General features: G+C 71.9%; 15 protein-coding genes and 1 pseudogene. 10 read left to right on the forward strand and 6 right to left on the reverse strand.

The features are described 5' to 3' along the window. The 4 genes and pseudogenes from ACFZDJ_RS06450 to ACFZDJ_RS06465 form a co-directional block, all read left to right on the forward strand. A complete protein-coding gene (locus ACFZDJ_RS06450) occupies positions 1 to 1,014 on the forward strand; it encodes an ABC transporter permease subunit (protein WP_391056879.1) in 1,014 nt (337 codons plus the stop codon). A gap of 12 nt (positions 1,015 to 1,026) precedes the next feature. Continuing rightward, the gene (locus ACFZDJ_RS06455; protein WP_067380947.1) at positions 1,027 to 1,935 is read left to right on the forward strand and encodes a carbohydrate ABC transporter permease; all 909 of its coding nucleotides are present in this window, start codon (positions 1,027 to 1,029) and stop codon (positions 1,933 to 1,935) included. Between the two features lie 129 nt (positions 1,936 to 2,064). Further along, positions 2,065 to 3,501, forward strand: coding sequence for a GH1 family beta-glucosidase (locus ACFZDJ_RS06460; RefSeq protein WP_391056523.1), 1,437 nt, complete (start codon positions 2,065 to 2,067; stop codon positions 3,499 to 3,501). Between the two features lie 60 nt (positions 3,502 to 3,561). Continuing rightward, positions 3,562 to 3,693: pseudogene (locus ACFZDJ_RS06465) on the forward strand (methyltransferase domain-containing protein); the annotation flags it as partial. A gap of 50 nt (positions 3,694 to 3,743) precedes the next feature. Here the strand turns inward: ACFZDJ_RS06465 and ACFZDJ_RS06470 are convergent. The 3 genes from ACFZDJ_RS06470 to ACFZDJ_RS06480 all read right to left on the reverse strand — a co-directional run bounded on the left by ACFZDJ_RS06470 (position 3,744) and on the right by ACFZDJ_RS06480 (position 7,517). Then, the gene (locus ACFZDJ_RS06470) at positions 3,744 to 5,231 is read right to left on the reverse strand and encodes a cellulose binding domain-containing protein (protein ID WP_391056526.1); all 1,488 of its coding nucleotides are present in this window, start codon (positions 5,229 to 5,231) and stop codon (positions 3,744 to 3,746) included. Positions 5,232 to 5,442: 211 nt separating this feature from the next. Then, positions 5,443 to 6,819 carry an ATP-binding protein gene (locus tag ACFZDJ_RS06475; RefSeq protein WP_391056529.1) on the reverse strand — a complete coding sequence of 459 codons (1,377 nt, stop codon included), beginning with the start codon at positions 6,817 to 6,819 and terminating at the stop codon, positions 5,443 to 5,445. Then, entirely contained in the window at positions 6,816 to 7,517 is a 702-nt protein-coding gene (locus tag ACFZDJ_RS06480; RefSeq protein ID WP_168508839.1) for a response regulator transcription factor, read from the reverse strand. Before ACFZDJ_RS06480 ends, ACFZDJ_RS06475 begins: the two co-directional genes overlap by 4 nt. A 119-nt stretch (positions 7,518 to 7,636) precedes the next feature. Here ACFZDJ_RS06480 and ACFZDJ_RS06485 point away from each other — a divergent pair, with 119 nt between their 5' ends. Next, positions 7,637 to 8,164 (forward strand): hypothetical protein, encoded by a 528-nt coding sequence (locus tag ACFZDJ_RS06485; protein WP_384918784.1) that lies wholly within the window; start codon positions 7,637 to 7,639, stop codon positions 8,162 to 8,164. Between the two features lie 81 nt (positions 8,165 to 8,245). Here ACFZDJ_RS06485 and ACFZDJ_RS06490 read toward each other — a convergent pair whose 3' ends face one another. Both ACFZDJ_RS06490 and ACFZDJ_RS06495 read right to left on the reverse strand, forming a co-directional pair. Further along, on the reverse strand, positions 8,246 to 9,163 hold the full coding sequence (locus tag ACFZDJ_RS06490) for a fused MFS/spermidine synthase (protein WP_391056532.1): 918 nt from the start codon (positions 9,161 to 9,163) through the stop codon (positions 8,246 to 8,248). 74 nt (positions 9,164 to 9,237) lie between these two features. Beyond that, positions 9,238 to 9,684, reverse strand: coding sequence for a hypothetical protein (locus ACFZDJ_RS06495; protein ID WP_384918781.1), 447 nt, complete (start codon positions 9,682 to 9,684; stop codon positions 9,238 to 9,240). 285 nt (positions 9,685 to 9,969) lie between these two features. Here ACFZDJ_RS06495 and ACFZDJ_RS06500 point away from each other — a divergent pair, with 285 nt between their 5' ends. After that, the gene (locus ACFZDJ_RS06500) at positions 9,970 to 11,418 is read left to right on the forward strand and encodes a hypothetical protein (protein WP_390926980.1); all 1,449 of its coding nucleotides are present in this window, start codon (positions 9,970 to 9,972) and stop codon (positions 11,416 to 11,418) included. Between the two features lie 21 nt (positions 11,419 to 11,439). On the opposite strand, the gene ACFZDJ_RS06505 is transcribed toward ACFZDJ_RS06500, so the two are convergent. After that, on the reverse strand, positions 11,440 to 12,036 hold the full coding sequence (locus ACFZDJ_RS06505; RefSeq protein WP_390926978.1) for a histidine phosphatase family protein: 597 nt from the start codon (positions 12,034 to 12,036) through the stop codon (positions 11,440 to 11,442). A 275-nt stretch (positions 12,037 to 12,311) separates the two neighbouring features. On the opposite strand from ACFZDJ_RS06505, the gene ACFZDJ_RS06510 reads away from it, so the two are divergent. The 4 genes from ACFZDJ_RS06510 to ACFZDJ_RS06525 are packed head-to-tail and all read left to right on the forward strand — an operon-like array spanning position 12,312 to position 17,374. After that, entirely contained in the window at positions 12,312 to 13,310 is a 999-nt protein-coding gene (locus ACFZDJ_RS06510; protein WP_384918775.1) for a phosphatase PAP2 family protein, read from the forward strand. Then, complete coding sequence (locus ACFZDJ_RS06515; protein ID WP_391056882.1) at positions 13,261 to 14,448, forward strand: hypothetical protein; 1,188 nt, start codon at positions 13,261 to 13,263, stop codon at positions 14,446 to 14,448. Before ACFZDJ_RS06510 ends, ACFZDJ_RS06515 begins: the two co-directional genes overlap by 50 nt. Continuing rightward, a complete protein-coding gene (locus tag ACFZDJ_RS06520) occupies positions 14,439 to 16,043 on the forward strand; it encodes a hypothetical protein (protein WP_390926975.1) in 1,605 nt (534 codons plus the stop codon). The genes ACFZDJ_RS06515 and ACFZDJ_RS06520 overlap by 10 nt, the downstream gene beginning before the upstream one ends. Continuing rightward, positions 16,040 to 17,374: an AAA domain-containing protein gene (locus ACFZDJ_RS06525; RefSeq protein WP_384918768.1), complete on the forward strand. Its 1,335-nt coding sequence runs from the start codon at positions 16,040 to 16,042 to the stop codon at positions 17,372 to 17,374. Before ACFZDJ_RS06520 ends, ACFZDJ_RS06525 begins: the two co-directional genes overlap by 4 nt. Positions 17,375 to 17,490: the final 116 nt, after the last annotated feature.

A 17,490-nucleotide genomic window follows, 5' to 3' on the forward strand; every position in this document is an offset into this window, starting at 1 on the left:
ATGGCCACCCGGCACGACACCGCCGCGCCCCCCACCGAGGAGGGGGGCGCGGCCCCGGGCCGTCCGCCCGCCGCGGTACCCGACGAGAAGGAACAGCGGCGCCGCAACCGGCTGTCCCGCCGCTGGCAGCGGGACATACGGTGGAGCCCGTACGCGTTCGTCTCACCGTTCTTCCTGCTGTTCCTCGCGTTCGGCCTGTTCCCGCTGATCTACACGGGCTGGGCCTCGCTGCACACGGTGGAGCTGACGGCGCCCACCGACATGCAGTGGGCGGGCCTGCGCAACTACACCCGCATCTTCGACGACGACTTCTTCTGGAACGCGGCGAAGAACACCCTGACCATCGGGATCATCTCGACCGTCCCGCAGCTGCTGATGGCGATGGGCCTCGCCCACATCCTCAACTACAAGCTGCGCGGCTCGATCTTCTACCGGGTCATGATGCTCGCGCCGTACGCGACGTCGATCGCCTCCGCCTCGCTCGTGTTCGTGCTGCTGTTCGGCCGCGACTACGGCATGATCAACTGGGCGCTGCACGCCATCGGTTTCGACAGGATCGACTGGCAGAACGACAAGTGGCCCTCGCAGATCGCCGTCTCGACGATCGTCATCTGGCGGTGGACCGGCTACAACGCGCTGATCTACCTGGCGGCGATGCAGGCGATCCCGCAGGACCTGTACGAGTCGGCGGCCCTGGACGGGGCCAACCGCTGGCAGCAGTTCTTCCATGTGACGCTGCCGTCGCTGCGGCCGACGATCCTGTTCACCGTCGTCGTCTCGACCATCGGCGCGAGCCAGGTCTTCGGCGAGCCGCTGCTGTTCGACGCCAACAAGGGCGCCTCCGGCGGCGCCGAGCACCAGTTCCAGACACTCGGCCTGTACCTCTACGAGCAGGGCTGGGTGAACCAGCACCTGGGCCGCGCCTCCGCGATCGCCTGGACGATGTTCCTGATCCTCATCGTGATCGGGATCGTCAATTACGTCATCTCGCGCCGGCTGCGCGCCAGTAGTTAAGGAGAACCGGCCGTGACGACGACCCTGACGAAACCCCCGGCGGACGCGGTACCCGAACCGCCGAAGCGTCTGCGGCGCCCCAAGTCGGCGCGCGCGGGCGGGCAGATGCACGCGGGACCCCTCGCGTACGTCATCCTCGCGCTGTTCACGATCGGCTCGCTGGGCCCCCTGGTGTGGACCGCGATCGCCGCCTCCCGCGACACCAACCGGCTGGCGCAGTCCCCGCCGCCGTTCTGGTTCGGCTCGAACCTCTTCCACAATCTCGACGTCGCCTGGACGGAGGCCAACCTGGGCGAGGCGTTCGTCAACACCACGTTCGTGGCGGGTGTCTCCGCGGTGACCGTGGTCTTCCTGTCGACGCTCGCCGGGTTCGCCTTCGCCAAGCTGCGCTTCAAGGGCCGTGGCGCCCTGATGCTGATCGTCGTCGGCACGATGATGGTGCCGCCGCAGCTCAGCGTGATCCCGCTCTACATGATGGTCGCCAAGCTCGACTGGACGGACCAGCTCCAGGCGGTGATCTTCCCGTCGCTGGTGAGCGCGTTCGGGGTGTTCTTCATGCGGCAGTACCTGATCCAGGCGCTGCCGGACGAGCTGATCGAGGCGGCCCGCGTCGACGGCGCGAGCAGCTGGCGGGTGATCTGGCACGTGGTGTTCCCGGCCGCCCGGCCCGCCATGGCGGTGCTCGGCATGCTGGTGTTCGTACAGACGTGGAACGACTTCCTGTGGCCGTTCCTGGTGCTCACCCAGACCGGCAACCCGACCGTGCAGGTCGCGGTCGCGGGCCTCGGCCGCGGTTTCACTCCCGACCAGTCCCTGATCATGGCGGGCGCGCTGCTCGGCACGCTGCCGCTGCTCTTCGTCTTCGCCCTGTTCGGCAAGCAGATCGTCGGCGGCATCATGCAGGGCGCCGTCAAGGGCTGACCTCGTTCACCGGTGGGAGAAGGGGAGCCGGGCCACCGCCGCCCCGGCCCCTCCTCCCCCCTCTTCTCTGCCTCTTCCCTCCCCCTCTTCTTACTGTCGGTCTCCACGACCTCCTATGGGAGCGCTTCCATGCCTGAGTCCGCATCGCCCGTGACCTTTCCCCCCGCCTTCCTCTGGGGCGCGGCGACCTCCGCGTACCAGATCGAGGGGGCGGTGCGGGAGGACGGCCGTACGCCCTCCATCTGGGACACCTTCAGCCACACGCCCGGCAAGACGGCCGGTGGTGAGACCGGTGACATCGCTGTCGACCACTACCACCGCTACCGCGACGACGTGGCCCTGATGGCGGAGCTGGGCCTGTCCGCGTACCGCTTCTCTGTCTCCTGGTCCCGGGTGCAGCCGACGGGCCGCGGCCCCGCTGTCCAGCGCGGCCTGGACTTCTACCGCAACCTCGTCGACGAACTGCTCTCGCACGGCATCAAGCCGGCCATCACCCTCTACCACTGGGACCTCCCACAGGACCTGGAGGACGCGGGCGGCTGGCCGGAGCGCGACACGGCGTTTCGTTTCGCCGAGTACGCGCAGATCGTGGGCGAGGCGCTGGGCGACCGGGTGGAGCAGTGGATCACCCTGAACGAGCCGTGGTGCAGCGCGTTCCTGGGCTACGGCTCGGGTGTGCACGCGCCGGGCCGTACGGACGCGGCGGCATCACTCAAGGCCGCCCACCACCTGAACCTGGCGCACGGCCTGGGCACCACCGCGCTGAGGTCCGTGATGCCGGCCCGCAACACGGTCGCGGTCAGCCTGAACTCGTCGGTGGTCAGGCCCCTTTCCCCGTCCCCGGCGGACCTGGCGGCGGTCCGGCGCATCGACAACCTGGCCAACGGCGTCTTCCACGGCCCGATGCTGCACGGCGCCTACCCGGAGGGCCTGTTCGCGGAGACCTCCTCGATCACGGACTGGTCGTACGTCCTGGACGGCGACCTCGCGGTGATCAAGCAGCCGCTCGACGCGCTCGGTCTGAACTACTACACCCCGGCGCTGGTGTCGGCGGCGGAGAAGTCGGCGGACGGCCCGCGCGCGGACGGGCACGGGGCGAGTGCCTATTCGCCGTGGCCGGGTGCGGACGATGTCGCGTTCCACCAAACCCCGGGCGAGCGTACGGAGATGGGCTGGACGATCGACCCGACCGGCCTGCACGACCTGATCATGCGCTACTCGCGGGAGGCCCCGGGTCTGCCGCTGTACATCACGGAGAACGGCGCGGCCTACGACGACAAGCCGGACCCGGAGGGCCGCGTCCACGACCCCGAGCGCATCGCGTATCTGCACGGTCATCTGGCGGCGGTGCGCGGTGCGATCGCCGACGGCGCGGACGTGCGGGGCTACTACCTCTGGTCCCTGATGGACAACTTCGAGTGGGCGTACGGCTACGACAAGCGGTTCGGGGCGGTGTACGTCGACTACGCGACCCTGGCCCGTACGCCCAAGTCCAGCGCGCACTGGTACGGGCAGGTGGCCCGGACGGCTTCCCTGCCGCCGACGACGCCGACCGACGCCGAGTAGGTCACTCGCCCCTGGGGCGAGCAGGCCACAGAGTCCTTCTGTCCGGGGGAAGCGGGGGAGGGGGCGCGGCACCTGGGGGGGTGCCGCGCCCTCGATCTGGGCTGCGGGCCGGGGCGCAACGCCCTTCATCTGGCCGCCGCGGGCTTCCAGGGGGACGCGGTCGACCTCTCCCCTACGGCCATCGCCTGGGCTCACTGGACGGCCCTGTTCCGCCACGGCGGGTAACCCCCTGGCGGGGTCCGCTACTTGTACGCGCCGAACGCCTTCGAGAACGCGCCCGCGTCCTGCACGATCGAGCTGCAGGTCGCGTCGGCGGAGTTCTTCGCACCGCCCGGGCACTGCTTGTCGCGGGCGGCGGACCACATGGAGAGCCAGCCGAGGCCCTTCGACTTGGCGAAGTCGACCAGTTGGGCCGCGTCGTCGACCTTGAAGATCTCGGAGGCGACGTCGTTGACGCCGATCATCGGGGTGACGGCGACGGCCTTCCACGCCGCGCTGTCCGACAGCCCGAGGACGCTCTTCACCTGGGCCTGGGTGGCGGTGGCGGCCTGCTCGGCGTAGGTGCCCATGTCACCGTTGTACGAGGGGCCGTAGTCCATCGCCATGATGTTGACCGCGGAGATCTTCACACCGTTGGACTTGGCGCTGGAGAGCAGGTTCACGCCGTCCTGGGTCAGGCCCTCGGGCATGACCGGGAGGGTGAAGGACACGTCCAGGTTCGGGTGTTGCTGCTGGAGCTTCGCGATCGCCTTCGCCCGGTTCGTGTTCGCGGTCGTGTTCGGCAGCGCGCCGCCCTCGACGTCGAAGTCGACCTTGGTCAGGTTGTACGCGTCCACGGCCTTCCCGTACGCCGCCGCCAGCGCGTCCGCCGACGAGCAGGTCGTCGCCAGCTCCGAGCCCGAGGCGCCACCGAAGGACACCCGGACGTCGCCGCCCTTCGCCCGCAGCGCGCCGATCTGCGACGCCACGCCGTCACTGGCGAGGTCGGTCACCCCGCCCCACTTCGGCGTACAGCCGCCGCCGTCGGTGATGAAGGCCAGGTTGTAGTCCTTCACACCGGTGGCCGTGGCGCTGCCGACCAGGTCGAAGGCCGGGTAGAGGGAGGTGTCGACGTACGGCGCGAAGCCCGCGCCGGTCGTCGTGCCACTGCCGGTGGTCTGCGAGGCCGAAGGAGTGGGGGTGGGGGTGGGGGTGGACGTGGGGGTCGGGGTCGACGTGGGGGGCCGAGTGGCGGTGGATGTCGGAGTCGGGGTCGGGGTCGGCGACTGGGTCGGGCGGCCGCTCGGCTCCGGCGTCGCGCCGTCGTCCACCGAGCACTTGGCGCCGTCGATGACACAGCCCTTCGGGTCCGCCGTGCCGTTGACGACGAAGCCGACGGTGACCGACTCGCCGGCCGCCAGCCCGTCCTTGTCCCAGGACGGCGGTTTGACGGTGACGTGCTGCCCGCTCACCGTCGATGTTCCGTTCCACAGCGAGCTGAGCCCGGCGCCCGACGGCAGGTCGAACTCCAGCGTCCAGTCCCCCTTCGCCTGGCCGGTGTCGTTGGTGATGACGTACTGCGCGGTGTAACCCGTCGACCAGTCACTGGTCTTGGTGTACGCGGCACCGACGCCGGCCGCCAGCGCGGTCCCGGAGAACAGGAAGGCGCCACCGCCGACCACGGCCGCGGCGACGATCCCGCCTATCGCCTTGTTCCTGCCACTGACCTTGCGCCGGTGCGTAGTGCTCATCGCGTGTGCCTGCCTTCGCGGTTCACGGGGGGTGGGGTGAGCAGCACGCTAGCGATCCGGAATCGGGCAAAGCGCCTGATCGGGACGCACGTCGGCGATCTTATGGTGCGCTTAAGGAAGGCATCGGGGACGATTAAAGGTAGAGACCAATTTGGCCACACGCCCGGCCCTCGCCGGGCCCACGCCAACGCCCGACTCGCGCCGACCTGCGTCAGCTCACGCCCACGCCTCGCCTACGCCGCCGCACGGCTCCCCTGTGCCCGCGCCGCACCGGAGCCCGCCCGTCCAGCTGGATCCATATGCGCACCTCGGTGCCGCCCAGCACCGACGAACCGATCCGCACGTCCCCGCCCGTCGACTCCGCGAGCCGGCGCACGATGTCCAGGCCGAGGCCGGTCGAACCGTCGCTCCCGGAACCCTTCCCCCGTGCCATCGCGGCCTCCGGGTCCATGATGCCCGGGCCCGCGTCCGACACCAGCACGATCACCGCGTCCTCGCTTTTGTGCACGTCGACCGCGAAGGCCGTGCCCTCCGGGGTGTGCCGGAACACGTTCCCGAGGAGCGCGTCGAGGGCGGCGACGAGGTCGGCCCGGGCGACGGGTATCCGTACGGGATGGTCCACTCCCGCGACCCGCACCTTGCGCCCCTCGTCCTCGGCGAGCGCCGACCAGAAGTCCATCCGCTCGCGGACGACCTCGGACGCGTCGCACCCGGCGCCGATGACTGTCGCCGCCGTCTGCGGCTTGGCCTCCCGGGCCGTCCGGATGATCGTGTCGACCTCCCGCTCCAACTGCGCCACCGCCGCCCGCGTCTGCTCGGCGGCCGGCCCGTCACCGAGCGAGGCCGTGTTGAGGCGCAGCACGGTCAGCGGGGTCCGCAGGCGGTGCGAGAGATCAGCGGCCAACTCCCTCTCGTTCGCCAGGAGTTGCACGACCTGATCCGCCATCGAGTTGAACGCCACCGCCGCCAGCCGCAGTTCGTTCGGCCCCTCCTCGGGCACCCTTGCGCCGAGCTTCCCCTCCCCCAGCTCATGCGCGCCCTCGACCAGTCGCTGTGCCGGCTGCACCATCCGTACCCCCAGCCGGTCGGCGACCGCGACCGAGCCGATGATGAGCGCGACCCCGACCCCGGCGAGCACCGCCCAGGCGGTGCCGACCCCGTTGCTGACCTCGGACTCGGGGACGTACACCTCGACGACCGCGATCTCGCCGGAGCTCAGCGCGGTGGGCTGGAGCAGGATGGAACCGCCGGGGACCTCCGCGGTGGAGGCCCGGCCGATGTTGCGTGTGGTCGCGATGTCCTTGGCGGCGGCGCGCTGCCGTCCGATGTCGACCGCCTTGGCGCCGTCGCTCGCCGGTATATGCACGGCCATCCCGTCGCCCGAGCCGGCGGAGGCGACGACCCGCTCCAGCTGGTCCCGGTCGGTGGTGATGGACAGCGCGGGCGCGATGGCCGCGGCCTGCCGCTCGGCGTTCGAGAAGGCTCGGTCCCTGGCCATCTCCTTGATGACGAGCCCCAGTGGGACCGCGAAGGCCACCACGACCATCGTGGTCACCGCCACGCACACCTTGACCAGTGCCCACCTCATCGCGGCGGCTCCAAGCCCGGTGGTTCCAGCTTCACGCCGACCCCGCGGAGCGTGTGCAGATAGCGCGGCCTCGCCGCCGTCTCGCCCAGTTTCCGGCGCAGCCACGACAGATGGACGTCGATGGTCTGGTCGTCCCCGTACGACTGCTGCCACACCTCGGCGAGCAGCTCCTTGCGCGCGACGACGACACCGGGCCGCCCGGCGAGAAACGCGAGCAGGTCGAACTCGCGCCGGGTGAGGTCCAGTCGGGCGCCGTCCAGCTCGGCCTGGCGGCGCAGCGGGTCGATGGACAGGCCGCCGACCCTGATGACCGGCGACGGGGGTGTATCGCCCGTCGCCCGCGAGCGGCGCAGGACGGCGGCCATCCGCGCGGACAGGTGCTCGACCGAGAACGGCTTGGTCAGATAGTCGTCCGCCCCGTCGTTCAACAGGCGGACGATCTCCGTCTCGTCGTCCCGCGCGGTTGCGATGATCACCGGGACGTCGGTGATGCCGCGCAGCATCTTCAGCGCCTCGGCCCCGTCCAGATCGGGCAGTCCGAGGTCCAGGATGACGACGTCGAAGGAGAAATGGGCAACCTCGCGCAGCGCCTCAAGGGCGGTGCCGACACTGCGCACCGTGTGCGCGGCTTCGGTCAGATGCCGGATGAGAGCGCTGCGTACGAACTGGTCGTCCTCGACCACGAGCACACTTGCCATGCGCCGCACCGTACGCCATCTGTGCGATGCCGGTCCGGTGCCTGTGGATAACTCGGGCCGCCGTTCTGTCAGAAGACATGGGAGACACCCATGGGGCGCGTGAGGCAGTATGGCCCGCGATGCTCCGAGGATTCGTACACGTACTGGCTTGGTCGCTCGCCACGGGCGCGGCGGTCACGCTGTCGTGGTGGGGCGTCCACACGGTCATGACGGGGACGGCCTACGATCCGCCGCGCGCGCTGCCCATCACGGTGGGCAGGGCGACGACACAGGGGTCCAAGCCGCTTGCCTCGTCGACGGGTCGGCCACCGGCGAGCCCGGGTCCATCCGCCTCGAAACCGACGACGAGTCCGCGGCCGACCGCGACGCCGGCCCCCTCGAAATCGCCCTCCGCCGACCCGAGTCCGAGCGCCTCGGGACCCGCCGGGCAGGTCAAGAGTTACGACACCGACGGGGGGCGGGCCGTCTTCGATCTCGGTACCACCTCCGCGACGCTCGTCTCGGCCACGCCGGGTTCGGGGTGGTCGATGCAGGTGTGGAAGACGGAGTCGTGGATTCGGGTGGAGTTCGCTTCGGGGGCGGATCGGGTGTCGGTGTTCTGTACGTGGCACGACGGGCCGCCGCGGGTGGAGATCGGCACGTACTAGCTGCGCCGGCTTTGCGGGTCGGGTGCGGGTTTGCTGTGGCTGGGCGCGCCGTTCCCCGCGCCCCTTTGGGCCGCGTCACACTCACCGGAACACGGAAGCCGGCGGGGCCGGGGATGCCACCGCCGCCGCGTCCAGTACCGGCACCGCTCCTCCGGTGAAGTCGGTGAGCTGTTTGCCGTGTTCGAGTCTGGCCGGGTGGGGGTCCGAGGCGGCGCGCCGGGTGAGTTCGGCCAGGGGCAGGGGGTGACCGGAGGCCACGAGGACCGCGTTGCCGAAGCGTTTGCCGCGCAGGACCGTGGGGTCGGCGATGAGGGCGAGCTCGGGGAAGACGGTCGCGGCGGTGGCGATCTGGCCGCGCAGATGGGCCAGCGGGGGGCCGTCGGCGAGGTTGGCGGCGTACAGGCCACCGGGTTTGACGGTTCTGCGGACGTCGGTGAGGAACTCGACCGAGGTGAGGTGCGCGGGGGTGCGGGCGCCGCTGAACACGTCCGCTATCACCAGATCCGCCCAGCCGTCGGGGACCTTGGCGAGGCCTTCGCGGGCGTCCAGGGAACGCACCCGGATGCGGGCGTTCGGGTCCAGGGGGAGTTCACGGCGGACCAGTTGGACGAGGGCCCCGTCGCGTTCGACGACCTGCTGGGTGGAGCGGGGGCGGGTCGCGGCGGTGTAGCGGGCGAGGGTGAAGGCGCCACCGCCGAGGTGGACGGCGTGCACGGGCTTGCCGGGCGGGGCCACGAGGTCGATGACATGGCCGAGGCGGCGCTGGTACTCGAAGCTCAGATGGGCGGGGTCGTCGAGGTCGACGTGGGACTGGGGGGCGCCGTCGATGAGCAGGGTCCAGGCGCGCGGGCGGTCCCGGTCGGGTATCAGCTCGGCGAGGCCGCCCTCGACCGTCTCGACGACGGCGTCGGCGGACGCCTGCCCGCGGCGCGAACCGCGCGACGCGTCACGCGCCGCGCCCCGCGCGTCGTCGGACCGCTTGCTCCTCGACCTTCCCATCCTGCCATTATCAGGCCGTACAGGGAGGTCGGCGCAGCGGCAACCCGTGGGGCGGCCGCCCGGTGTTTGCGGGGTCAGCGGCAGTTGTCCGCGGCCTCGATCAGCCGGGCCGCCTCGCCCAGCGCCGCCCGCAGCACGGCCGGGTCGGTCGCGAGGTCCGCGGTGCCGGGCGGCAGCAGCCAGTCCGAGCCCTCGACCGGGGGCTCGGGTGCCACCAGGCTGAGGCCGCGGCCGTTGGTCTGGGTACAGGTGCTGCCCGGCACGTCCCAGGCGTCCGCGGTGCCGGGCGGCACCAGGAAGCCGAGGGTGTCGCAGCCGTCGTCGAGCAGGACGGGCCCGACGGAGTCGCAGGCGCCGCGGCGGAGGATGTCGACCGCCTCCAGCCCCTGGCGCGCCGGAACCGTCACGAGGTCGCAGTCGGCGACCGGCTCCGGTGGGGCGTCGCACTCGGGGGACGGCCGGTGCTCGGCGGTCGACAGCCGCGTACGAAACTCGGTGCTCTCCATCCCGGCCTCCAACACGGAACCCCTCCTCCTGCACGAGTGGGTCGGGAGTTCGGGTGCGCTCCCGGTCCACAGGGTTCAACGCGTCAGAACGTCAACGGCTACGGCACAACTCAGCCGCAAAGGATGGCAGTTCATGGCAGATCGTGGATGAGATATCCGTTTTGTAGCCAAACCCAGCGTGGCGACACCGTCACAGCAGGTACGTTCTTGCTCCGCCGGGACAAGGCGACACACGCCGCAACACGGACAACTCGCCTTGAGTCCGGCATGGTTCGACGGTTCGCAAGAGAGGGCCCGGCCATGGCGTCGTCAGCGGTGACCTCGTCCCAGTCCCCCCGGCCACCACGGCCGAATCTCGCCTTCCGGCGGCTGCGCGCACAGCGCTCGCCGGGCGAGTTCGCCGCGGCGGTGCGGAGGGCCGCGCGCGAGATCGGAGAGCGGGTCAGCTGTGACGCGCGCTACGTCGGGCGGGTCGAGGCAGGCGAGATCCGCTGCCCCAACTACGCCTACGAACGAGTGTTCCTGCACATGTTCCCCGGCCGCACGCTGACCGACCTGGGCTTCTCGCCCCGCTCGTCCGTACGCGGCCGAGGGGCGCGCGGCACGGACGAAGCGCCCCCTCCCCACACCACGAGCCCGACGAACGCCACCGGTGAGACGGAGGAGACGCACGAGACGTATGACACGCAGGACCCGTACGACACGCACGAGAACCACGAGGAGAGCGACGTGCAACGTCGCGCATTCATGACTGGAGGCACCGCCACCGTGGCGGCGGCCTCACTGGGCCCCTTCGGAGTCGCCTTCGGCGCTCCGGCCGCAGCCGCGGACCGCCGTGTCCACCGGGTGGGGACCTCCGAGGCGGGCGCCCTCGAAGAGGCCGTCCGCCGGATCCGGCTGCTCGACGACCGGCACGGGGCCGACGGACTCTACCGGCGGGCCGCCGCACCGCTGCGGACGGCCTACGAGCTGCTCGACGCGGGCACCACCCGGCAGACCACCGCCGACCGGCTGTACGCGGGGGCGGGCGAACTGGCGATCTCGGTGGGCTGGTTGGCACACGACTCCGGGCGCTTCGAGGACGCGCGCTCGCACTACGCCGAGGCACTGGCGACCGCCAGGATGTCCGGCGACCCGGCCCTCGAGGCGCACGCCTTCTGCAACACGGCGTTCCTGGCACGCGACGCGGGGCGACCGCGCGAGGCGGTGCGCGCGGCGCAGGCGGCACAGCGCGCGGCGCGCCCGCTCGGCTCCCCGCGACTGCTCTCGCTGCTCGCGCTGCGCGAGGCGGGCGGCTGGGCCGGACTCGCCGACCGCACGGGGTGCGAGCAGGCGCTCGTCCGCGCGCAGACACTCTTCGAACGCGGCCCCTCGGAGACCGATCCCGAGTGGATGACCTTCTACGGAGAGGCCGAACTGGAGGGCCTGGAGGCGCAGTGCTGGTCGACGCTGGGCGACTGGACCCGCGCGGCCCGGCACGCCCGGCGCGCCGCGCACCTCCAGGACCCGCACTTCACCCGCAACATCGCCCTCTACACGGCCGAGCTCGCCGACGACCTCGCGCGCGGCGGCCGCCCCGACGAGGCCGCCCTCGCGGGTCTGCGCGTCCTCGACCTGCTGGGCGAGGTCCAGTCGTCGCGTATCCAGACCATGTTGGCGGGCACCGCGCGCGTACTGCTGCCGCACCGCCGGGCGTCGGGTGTGTCGGCGTTCCTCGAGCGCCACGCGAGTCTGCCGCGCATCCCGTGATCCCGGCCGCCGGCCTTGCGCCTACGCGGTCAGGTGCCCGCAGTCGTTCCACGCCTCGATCGCGGGCTCTCCGTAGGCCCAGCCGAGCACCGACAGCGAGGTCGGGTTGAGGCGGATACGGGCCGCGAAGTCGAGCGGGAGGCCGAGCCAGCGGGCGCCGATCGAGCGCAGGATGTGCCCGTGCGCGAAGACCAGCACATCCCGGTCCTCCGCGCGGGCCCAGGCGACGACCTCGTCCGCGCGCGCGGTGACCTGCTCCAGGGTCTCCCCCTCGGGGACGCCGTCGCGCCAGATGAACCAGCCCGGGCGGACCGCCTGGATCTCGGCCGGGGTCATGCCCTCGTACGCGCCGTAGTCCCACTCCATGAGCGTGTCCCAGGTGGTGGCACGCTCACCGAAGCCGGCCAGTTCGCACGTCTCCCGCGCGCGTGCCAGCGGACTGGTGCGCACCTCGACCCCCGCCAGTCCGTCGAAGGGCGCCCGGTGCAGTCGCTCCCCCAGCACCTTGGCGCCGCGTCGGCCCTCTTCCAGGAGCGGGATGTCGGTCCTGCCGGTGTGCTTGCCGGACAGTGACCACTCCGTCTGACCGTGCCGGGCCAGCAGGATGCGCGGTGCCATGAAAAGAAGCCTTTCCGGTTCGCGTGGAGGACGTGCGGGACGAGGAAGAGACGCGGACCTGAGAGATGGGTGATTCCATCATGTCTCACCTCCGCGTCGGGCAACCCGGCGGGAGATCTCTGCGTCTTTGACGACCAGGGGGCGCCTCCTTAAGCCGTTCACATACACCGTAAAATCGGATGGCCGTGTCACCGGGGCGCAATCGGCTGGTCACGCAAGCAACAGCCACAGGTCACGCAAGCAGATCACGCAAGCAGATGGGGGAGGACGATCGGATGCCGCAGACCGATGCACGGCGGACCGAGGCGGCACCGCGCGCCCGGCTCCGCCGGTGGACCGAACTGCGCGCCGCCGCATCGCACACCCGGCTGCGCTGGTGGACCGAGCTGCCGCTGCTCGTGATGGTGTACGCGTCGTACTCGGCGGGCCGGCTGCTCGCCCGGGGCGACACCGACGACGCCGTCGGTCACGGCCTGGAGATCCTGCGCATCGAGAAGGTCCTCCACCTCAACGCCGAGCACCCGCTGAACCGGTTGTTCACCCGCGAGGCCTGGCTCGGCGTCCCCGCCGACTTCTGGTACGCGTCGCTGCACTACCTGGTGACGCCCGCGATCCTGATCTGGCTCTTCCGCTCCCGGGCCGTGCGCTACCGCGCCGCCCGCACCTGGCTGATGACATCCACGCTGATCGGCCTGATCGGCTTCACACTGATGCCGACCTGCCCGCCCCGGCTGCTCTCCGCGGGCCACGGCTTCGTCGACACGATGGCCCAGTACAGCTCGTACGGCTGGTGGGGCGGCGAGGCGAGCGCGCCGCGCGGCCTCGGCGGCATGACCAACCAGTACGCGGCGATGCCCAGCCTGCACGTGGGCTGGTCGCTGTGGTGCGGAGTGATGCTGTGGCGCTACGGCCGCACGCCCGTCGTCCGGCTCGCGGGCATCGCCTATCCGCTGCTGACCACGATCGTCGTGATGGGCACCGCCAACCACTACTTCCTCGACGCGGCGGCGGGCGCCGCCGTGATGGGGATCGGGCTGCTGCTGACCCCGTACGTGATGCGGCTCGCGGACCGCGTGCAGGGGCTGCTGAGTGCCCGCATCCCATGGATCGCGGGCGCCTCGCACGGCGCACGTTCCTCAATTGTCAGTGGCGGATGCCAGACTTCCACGGGTGAGCGAATTCCCCGACAGCGCGAGTCCCGAACCGGGCCCGAAGCCGAGCCGGGTGCCTCCCCTGCGGACGCGGGAGAAGGCGCTGCGACAGCGGCTCGCTGAGCTGCGCGGTCCCGCCGTACCGCCCAAGGCGCTGGACGCGCGGGCCCTCGCGGCGCTCGCCGCGAACCCCGGGTGCGAGCGGCGCGCCCTGCTGGACGGCGCGGGTGTCGACAAGGCGAAGCTGGCGGACGCGCTGGGCTCACCGTCCGCCTTCGGCCAGTCCCAGTTCGCCTTCATGCGGGGGAACGCGTTCGAGGCCCGGGTCAAGGCCGACGGCGGCGCTGAGCTGCTGCGGCTGGTGCACGAGAAGCTGGACCCGGGCGCCGAGCCGCCCGCGGCCGGTGTCGTCCCCGACCTGAGCGCGGTCGGCCCCGAAGGGCGCGCGGCCCGTACGGCGCTCGCCCTGCGCGAGGCCACCACGGCCGGCGCCTGGACCCTGCTCGACCACCCCATGCTCGCCCTCGACGTCGCGGGCTCCCCCGCCTTCCTGGAGCCGGACGCCGTCGTCGTCCACCCGGACGGAAGCTGGACGGTCGTCGAGATCAAGTCCTTCCCGATGCTGGACGGCTCCGCGGACCCGGCGAAGGTGGGCGCCGCCGCCCGCCAGTCCGCGGTGTACGTGCTCGCCCTGGAGGAGGTGGCGGCGCGCCTCGGCGACAGCGATGCCGGTCCCGACGTCCGCCACCGGGTCCTGCTGGTCTGCCCCAAGGACTTCTCCAACCTGCCCACCGCGTCCGCCGTCGACATCCGCAAGCAGCGCGCGGTCACCCGCCGCCAGCTGGCCCGCCTCACGCGTGTCGAGGACATCGCGGACACCCTCCCCGAGGGCACCTGCTTCGCCCCCGACCTCCCGGCCGCCGACCTGACGACCGCCGTCGAGTCCGTCTCCGCGACCTACGCCCCCGAGTGCCTGGCCGCCTGCGAGCTCGCCTTCCACTGCCGCGACCGCTCCCGCGCCGAGGGTGTGGTGACGGCCCTGGGGCGGTCGCTCCGCTCCGAGCTGGGCGGGCTGACGACGATCGGTGAGGTCCTGGCGGCGGCCCACGGCGCGGCCGGGGACCCCGACGACCCGGCGGTCGTGGCCCTGCGCAGGGCCGCGGCGCTGCGGTCACAGGCCCTGCTGGGGCACGCGACACCGCCCGCCGGCCGACAGGAGCCGGCCGGCGAAGTCCTCCCGGAGGTGGCCCCTTGTCGCTGATCGCCACCCTCGCCCGGCTGGAGGCCGTCGAGAGCGGGCGGGCCCAGCCCGTCGCCACCGTGCGCCACCGGCACCTCGCCGAGCGGCCCCTGGTGTTCGTACCGCTGACCACCGCAGGTGAGGCCGGGGCCCCGCTCGGGGCGCTGGTCGGCACGGACCGGGACGCGCCCCGCCTGCTGGTCGTGCCGCAACCCCGGGACCGCGACCTGCGGTTCGCGTTCCTCGCGGAGCTGGCCGATGTCGTACTGCCGTACGTGGACACCTACGCCGACGACGTCGAGGCGGCCGAGCGCAGCGAGACCGATCCCGAGACCGGCAAGCGCGTCAAGGTCGAGGTCGAACTGTGCGCGGACGCCCCGCAGCTGATCGTGCCGAGCCGCGCGGGTGTGGAGTTCGTACGGCTCCTCGGCCGCTCCATGCGGTTTCGGCGCACCGCGGAGCAGGAGCCGGAGGCGCCCCATCCGGCGCCGCCCCGGGTGCCGTTGCTCGGGCGGTGGCTGACGCACTTCGGGGAGCGGGCCCGGGTGCCCGGCTCCGCCCTGCTGCTCGCCCTCACCGACGTGCTGTCGCGGCACTGGGCGACCGGCCAGAGCAGCCTGGAGGACCAGCACCTGGGGGCGCTGCTCGCCTGGATAGACCCCCCGGAGGGTGCGTCGGGCGCGCAGGCCGCGCTGCGGGCCGAGTCGCGGCGGGATGCCCGGGGGCAGCTCGTGTGCCCGCCCGCGGGACCGGCCACCGACCCCGCCTTCGACAACAAACTGCTCGCTCCCGCCATCGAGCGCTACGACCGCGCGCGGACCGCCCTCGCCGCCGCCGAGGACGGCCTGGAGGCGGACGACCGGCTCGGTGAACTCACCGCCGCCGAGCGGGAGATCCACGCCCTCGTCGAGCAGATCACCCGGCCCACCTGGGACGCGGTGTGGCGCGGCCTCGACCTGTTGCGGACGCTCCCCGAGGGCACCCACGCGGCCGACCGGTGGACCCGTGACCGCTGGTCGTTCACCGGCCACCGCGACCGGATCACCGCGGGCGAGCCCCCGCAGCCACGCCGAGATGACGCGGTCACCGCCGCGAACAAGCTGGCCACGCGCGAGCGCGAGCAGGCCCGCCTGGACGCGCAGGAAGCCCTCGACGATCCGCTGGTCATGGCCGGGCGGCGGCTGGTCGGCGAGGCCTTCGCGGGTGAGGTCACGGATGTCGTCATGGCGTACAGCGAGAGCAAGCGGCCGAGCCCCCGCCCCCTGGTGACCGTGCGCACGGACGACCGGCCGCACCTCGGGGAGCGGACGAAGGTGTACCGGTCGCTGGGCGGAAAGCCGCAGGCGGCCGAGTTCGTCGGGTACGAGGAGTCATCGGGGGGCGACGGGCTGGTGGTCCTGCGGATCGTCGACAAGATGGGGCGCGGCAAGGAACCCGAGACCGGGTCCGTGCCGGAGAAGGGGGACCACCTCTGCTTCACGCTCTTCGAGCACGAGCAGCGGGGCGGCGCGAAGCTGCCCGACCCGGAGGAGACCCCGTGGACGCACGGCGGACCGCCGGGCGAGCCCGACGCGGTGCCGCAGCCGGACCCGATGACGGAGGAGGACCTCCTGTGACCACCGTCTTCGATCCCGGAGCCGCGGCCGGCCGCGCCACCGACGCGATCCTGCGCGACACCCTGCACGGCACGCACCGCGGCGTCGTGGTCGACTCTCCCCCGGGCGCCGGGAAATCCACCCTCGTCGTCCGCGCGGCGCTCGAACTCGCCTCCGCAGGACGCCCGTTGATGGTCATCGCGCAGACCAACGCCCAGGTCGACGACCTGGTGCTGCGACTCGCCGAGAAGAACGCGGAGCTGCCGGTAGGGCGCTTGCACAGCAGCGATCCCGACCCCTACGACAAGGCGCTGGACGACCTGCCGAACGTCCGCAAGTCCACGAAGGCCGGCGATCTGGCCGGACTGGACGTGGTCGTCTCGACCGCCGCCAAGTGGGCCCACGTCAAGGGGGTCGAGCCGTGGCGGCACGCGATCGTCGACGAGGCCTACCAGATGCGGTCGGACGCGCTGCTGGCCGTGGCGGGGCTCTTCGAGCGGGCGCTGTTCGTGGGCGACCCCGGGCAGTTGGACCCGTTCGCGATCGTCGGCTCGGAGCAGTGGGCGGGGCTGTCGTACGACCCGTCGGCGTCCGCGGTGACGACACTGCTGGCCCACAACCCCGAACTGCCGCAGCACCGCCTCCCGGTGTCCTGGCGGCTGCCGGCCTCCGCGGCGCCGCTCGTCTCGGACGCGTTCTACCCGTACACGCCGTTCCGCAGCGGCACGGGCCATGGTGACCGGCGGCTGAAGTTCGGTGTGGCGTCGGACGGTTCGGGTCCCGACCGGGTCATCGACGAGGCGGCGGAGGCGGGTTGGGGACTGCTGGAGCTGCCGGCCCGGCACACGCCGCGTACGGACCCGGAGGCGGTACGGGCGGTGGCCCAGGTCGTACGACGGCTGCTGGACCGGGGCGGTGCGGCCACCTCGGAGCGGGCGGAGGAACCGGTGCCGCTGACCGCCGACCGGATCGCCGTCGGCACGGCGCACCGGGACCAGGCGGCGGCCGTGCGGGCGGCGCTCGCCGACCTCGGCGTCGCGGACGTCACCGTCGACACGGCGAATCGGCTTCAGGGGCGGGAGTTCGATGTCACCGTGGTGCTGCATCCGCTGTCCGGACGGCCCGACGCGACCGCGTTCCATCTGGAGACGGGGCGGCTGTGCGTCCTCGCCTCGCGGCATCGGCACGCGTGCATCGTGGTGTGCCGGGCGGGAGTGACGGAACTGCTGGACGACCATCCGTCGACGGAGCCGGTGCAGCTGGGGGTCACGGTGAAGTTTCCCGACGGCTGGGAGGCCAATCACGCGGTGCTGTCGCATTTGGCGGAGCATCGGGTGGTGTGGCGACCGTAGATCCACCTCGGATCACAGCGGATCCATAGGTGGTGGCCGTGGGTCCGGCTTGCACGGTTGTGCGGGTCCGCTCACACGGGCCTACTTGCGCGGACGGGGGAGAATGGACGGTGGCC

The sequence above is a fragment of the Streptomyces sp. NPDC007896 genome, assembly GCF_042959425.1.
In the GTDB taxonomy this organism is placed as follows: domain Bacteria; phylum Actinomycetota; class Actinomycetes; order Streptomycetales; family Streptomycetaceae; genus Streptomyces.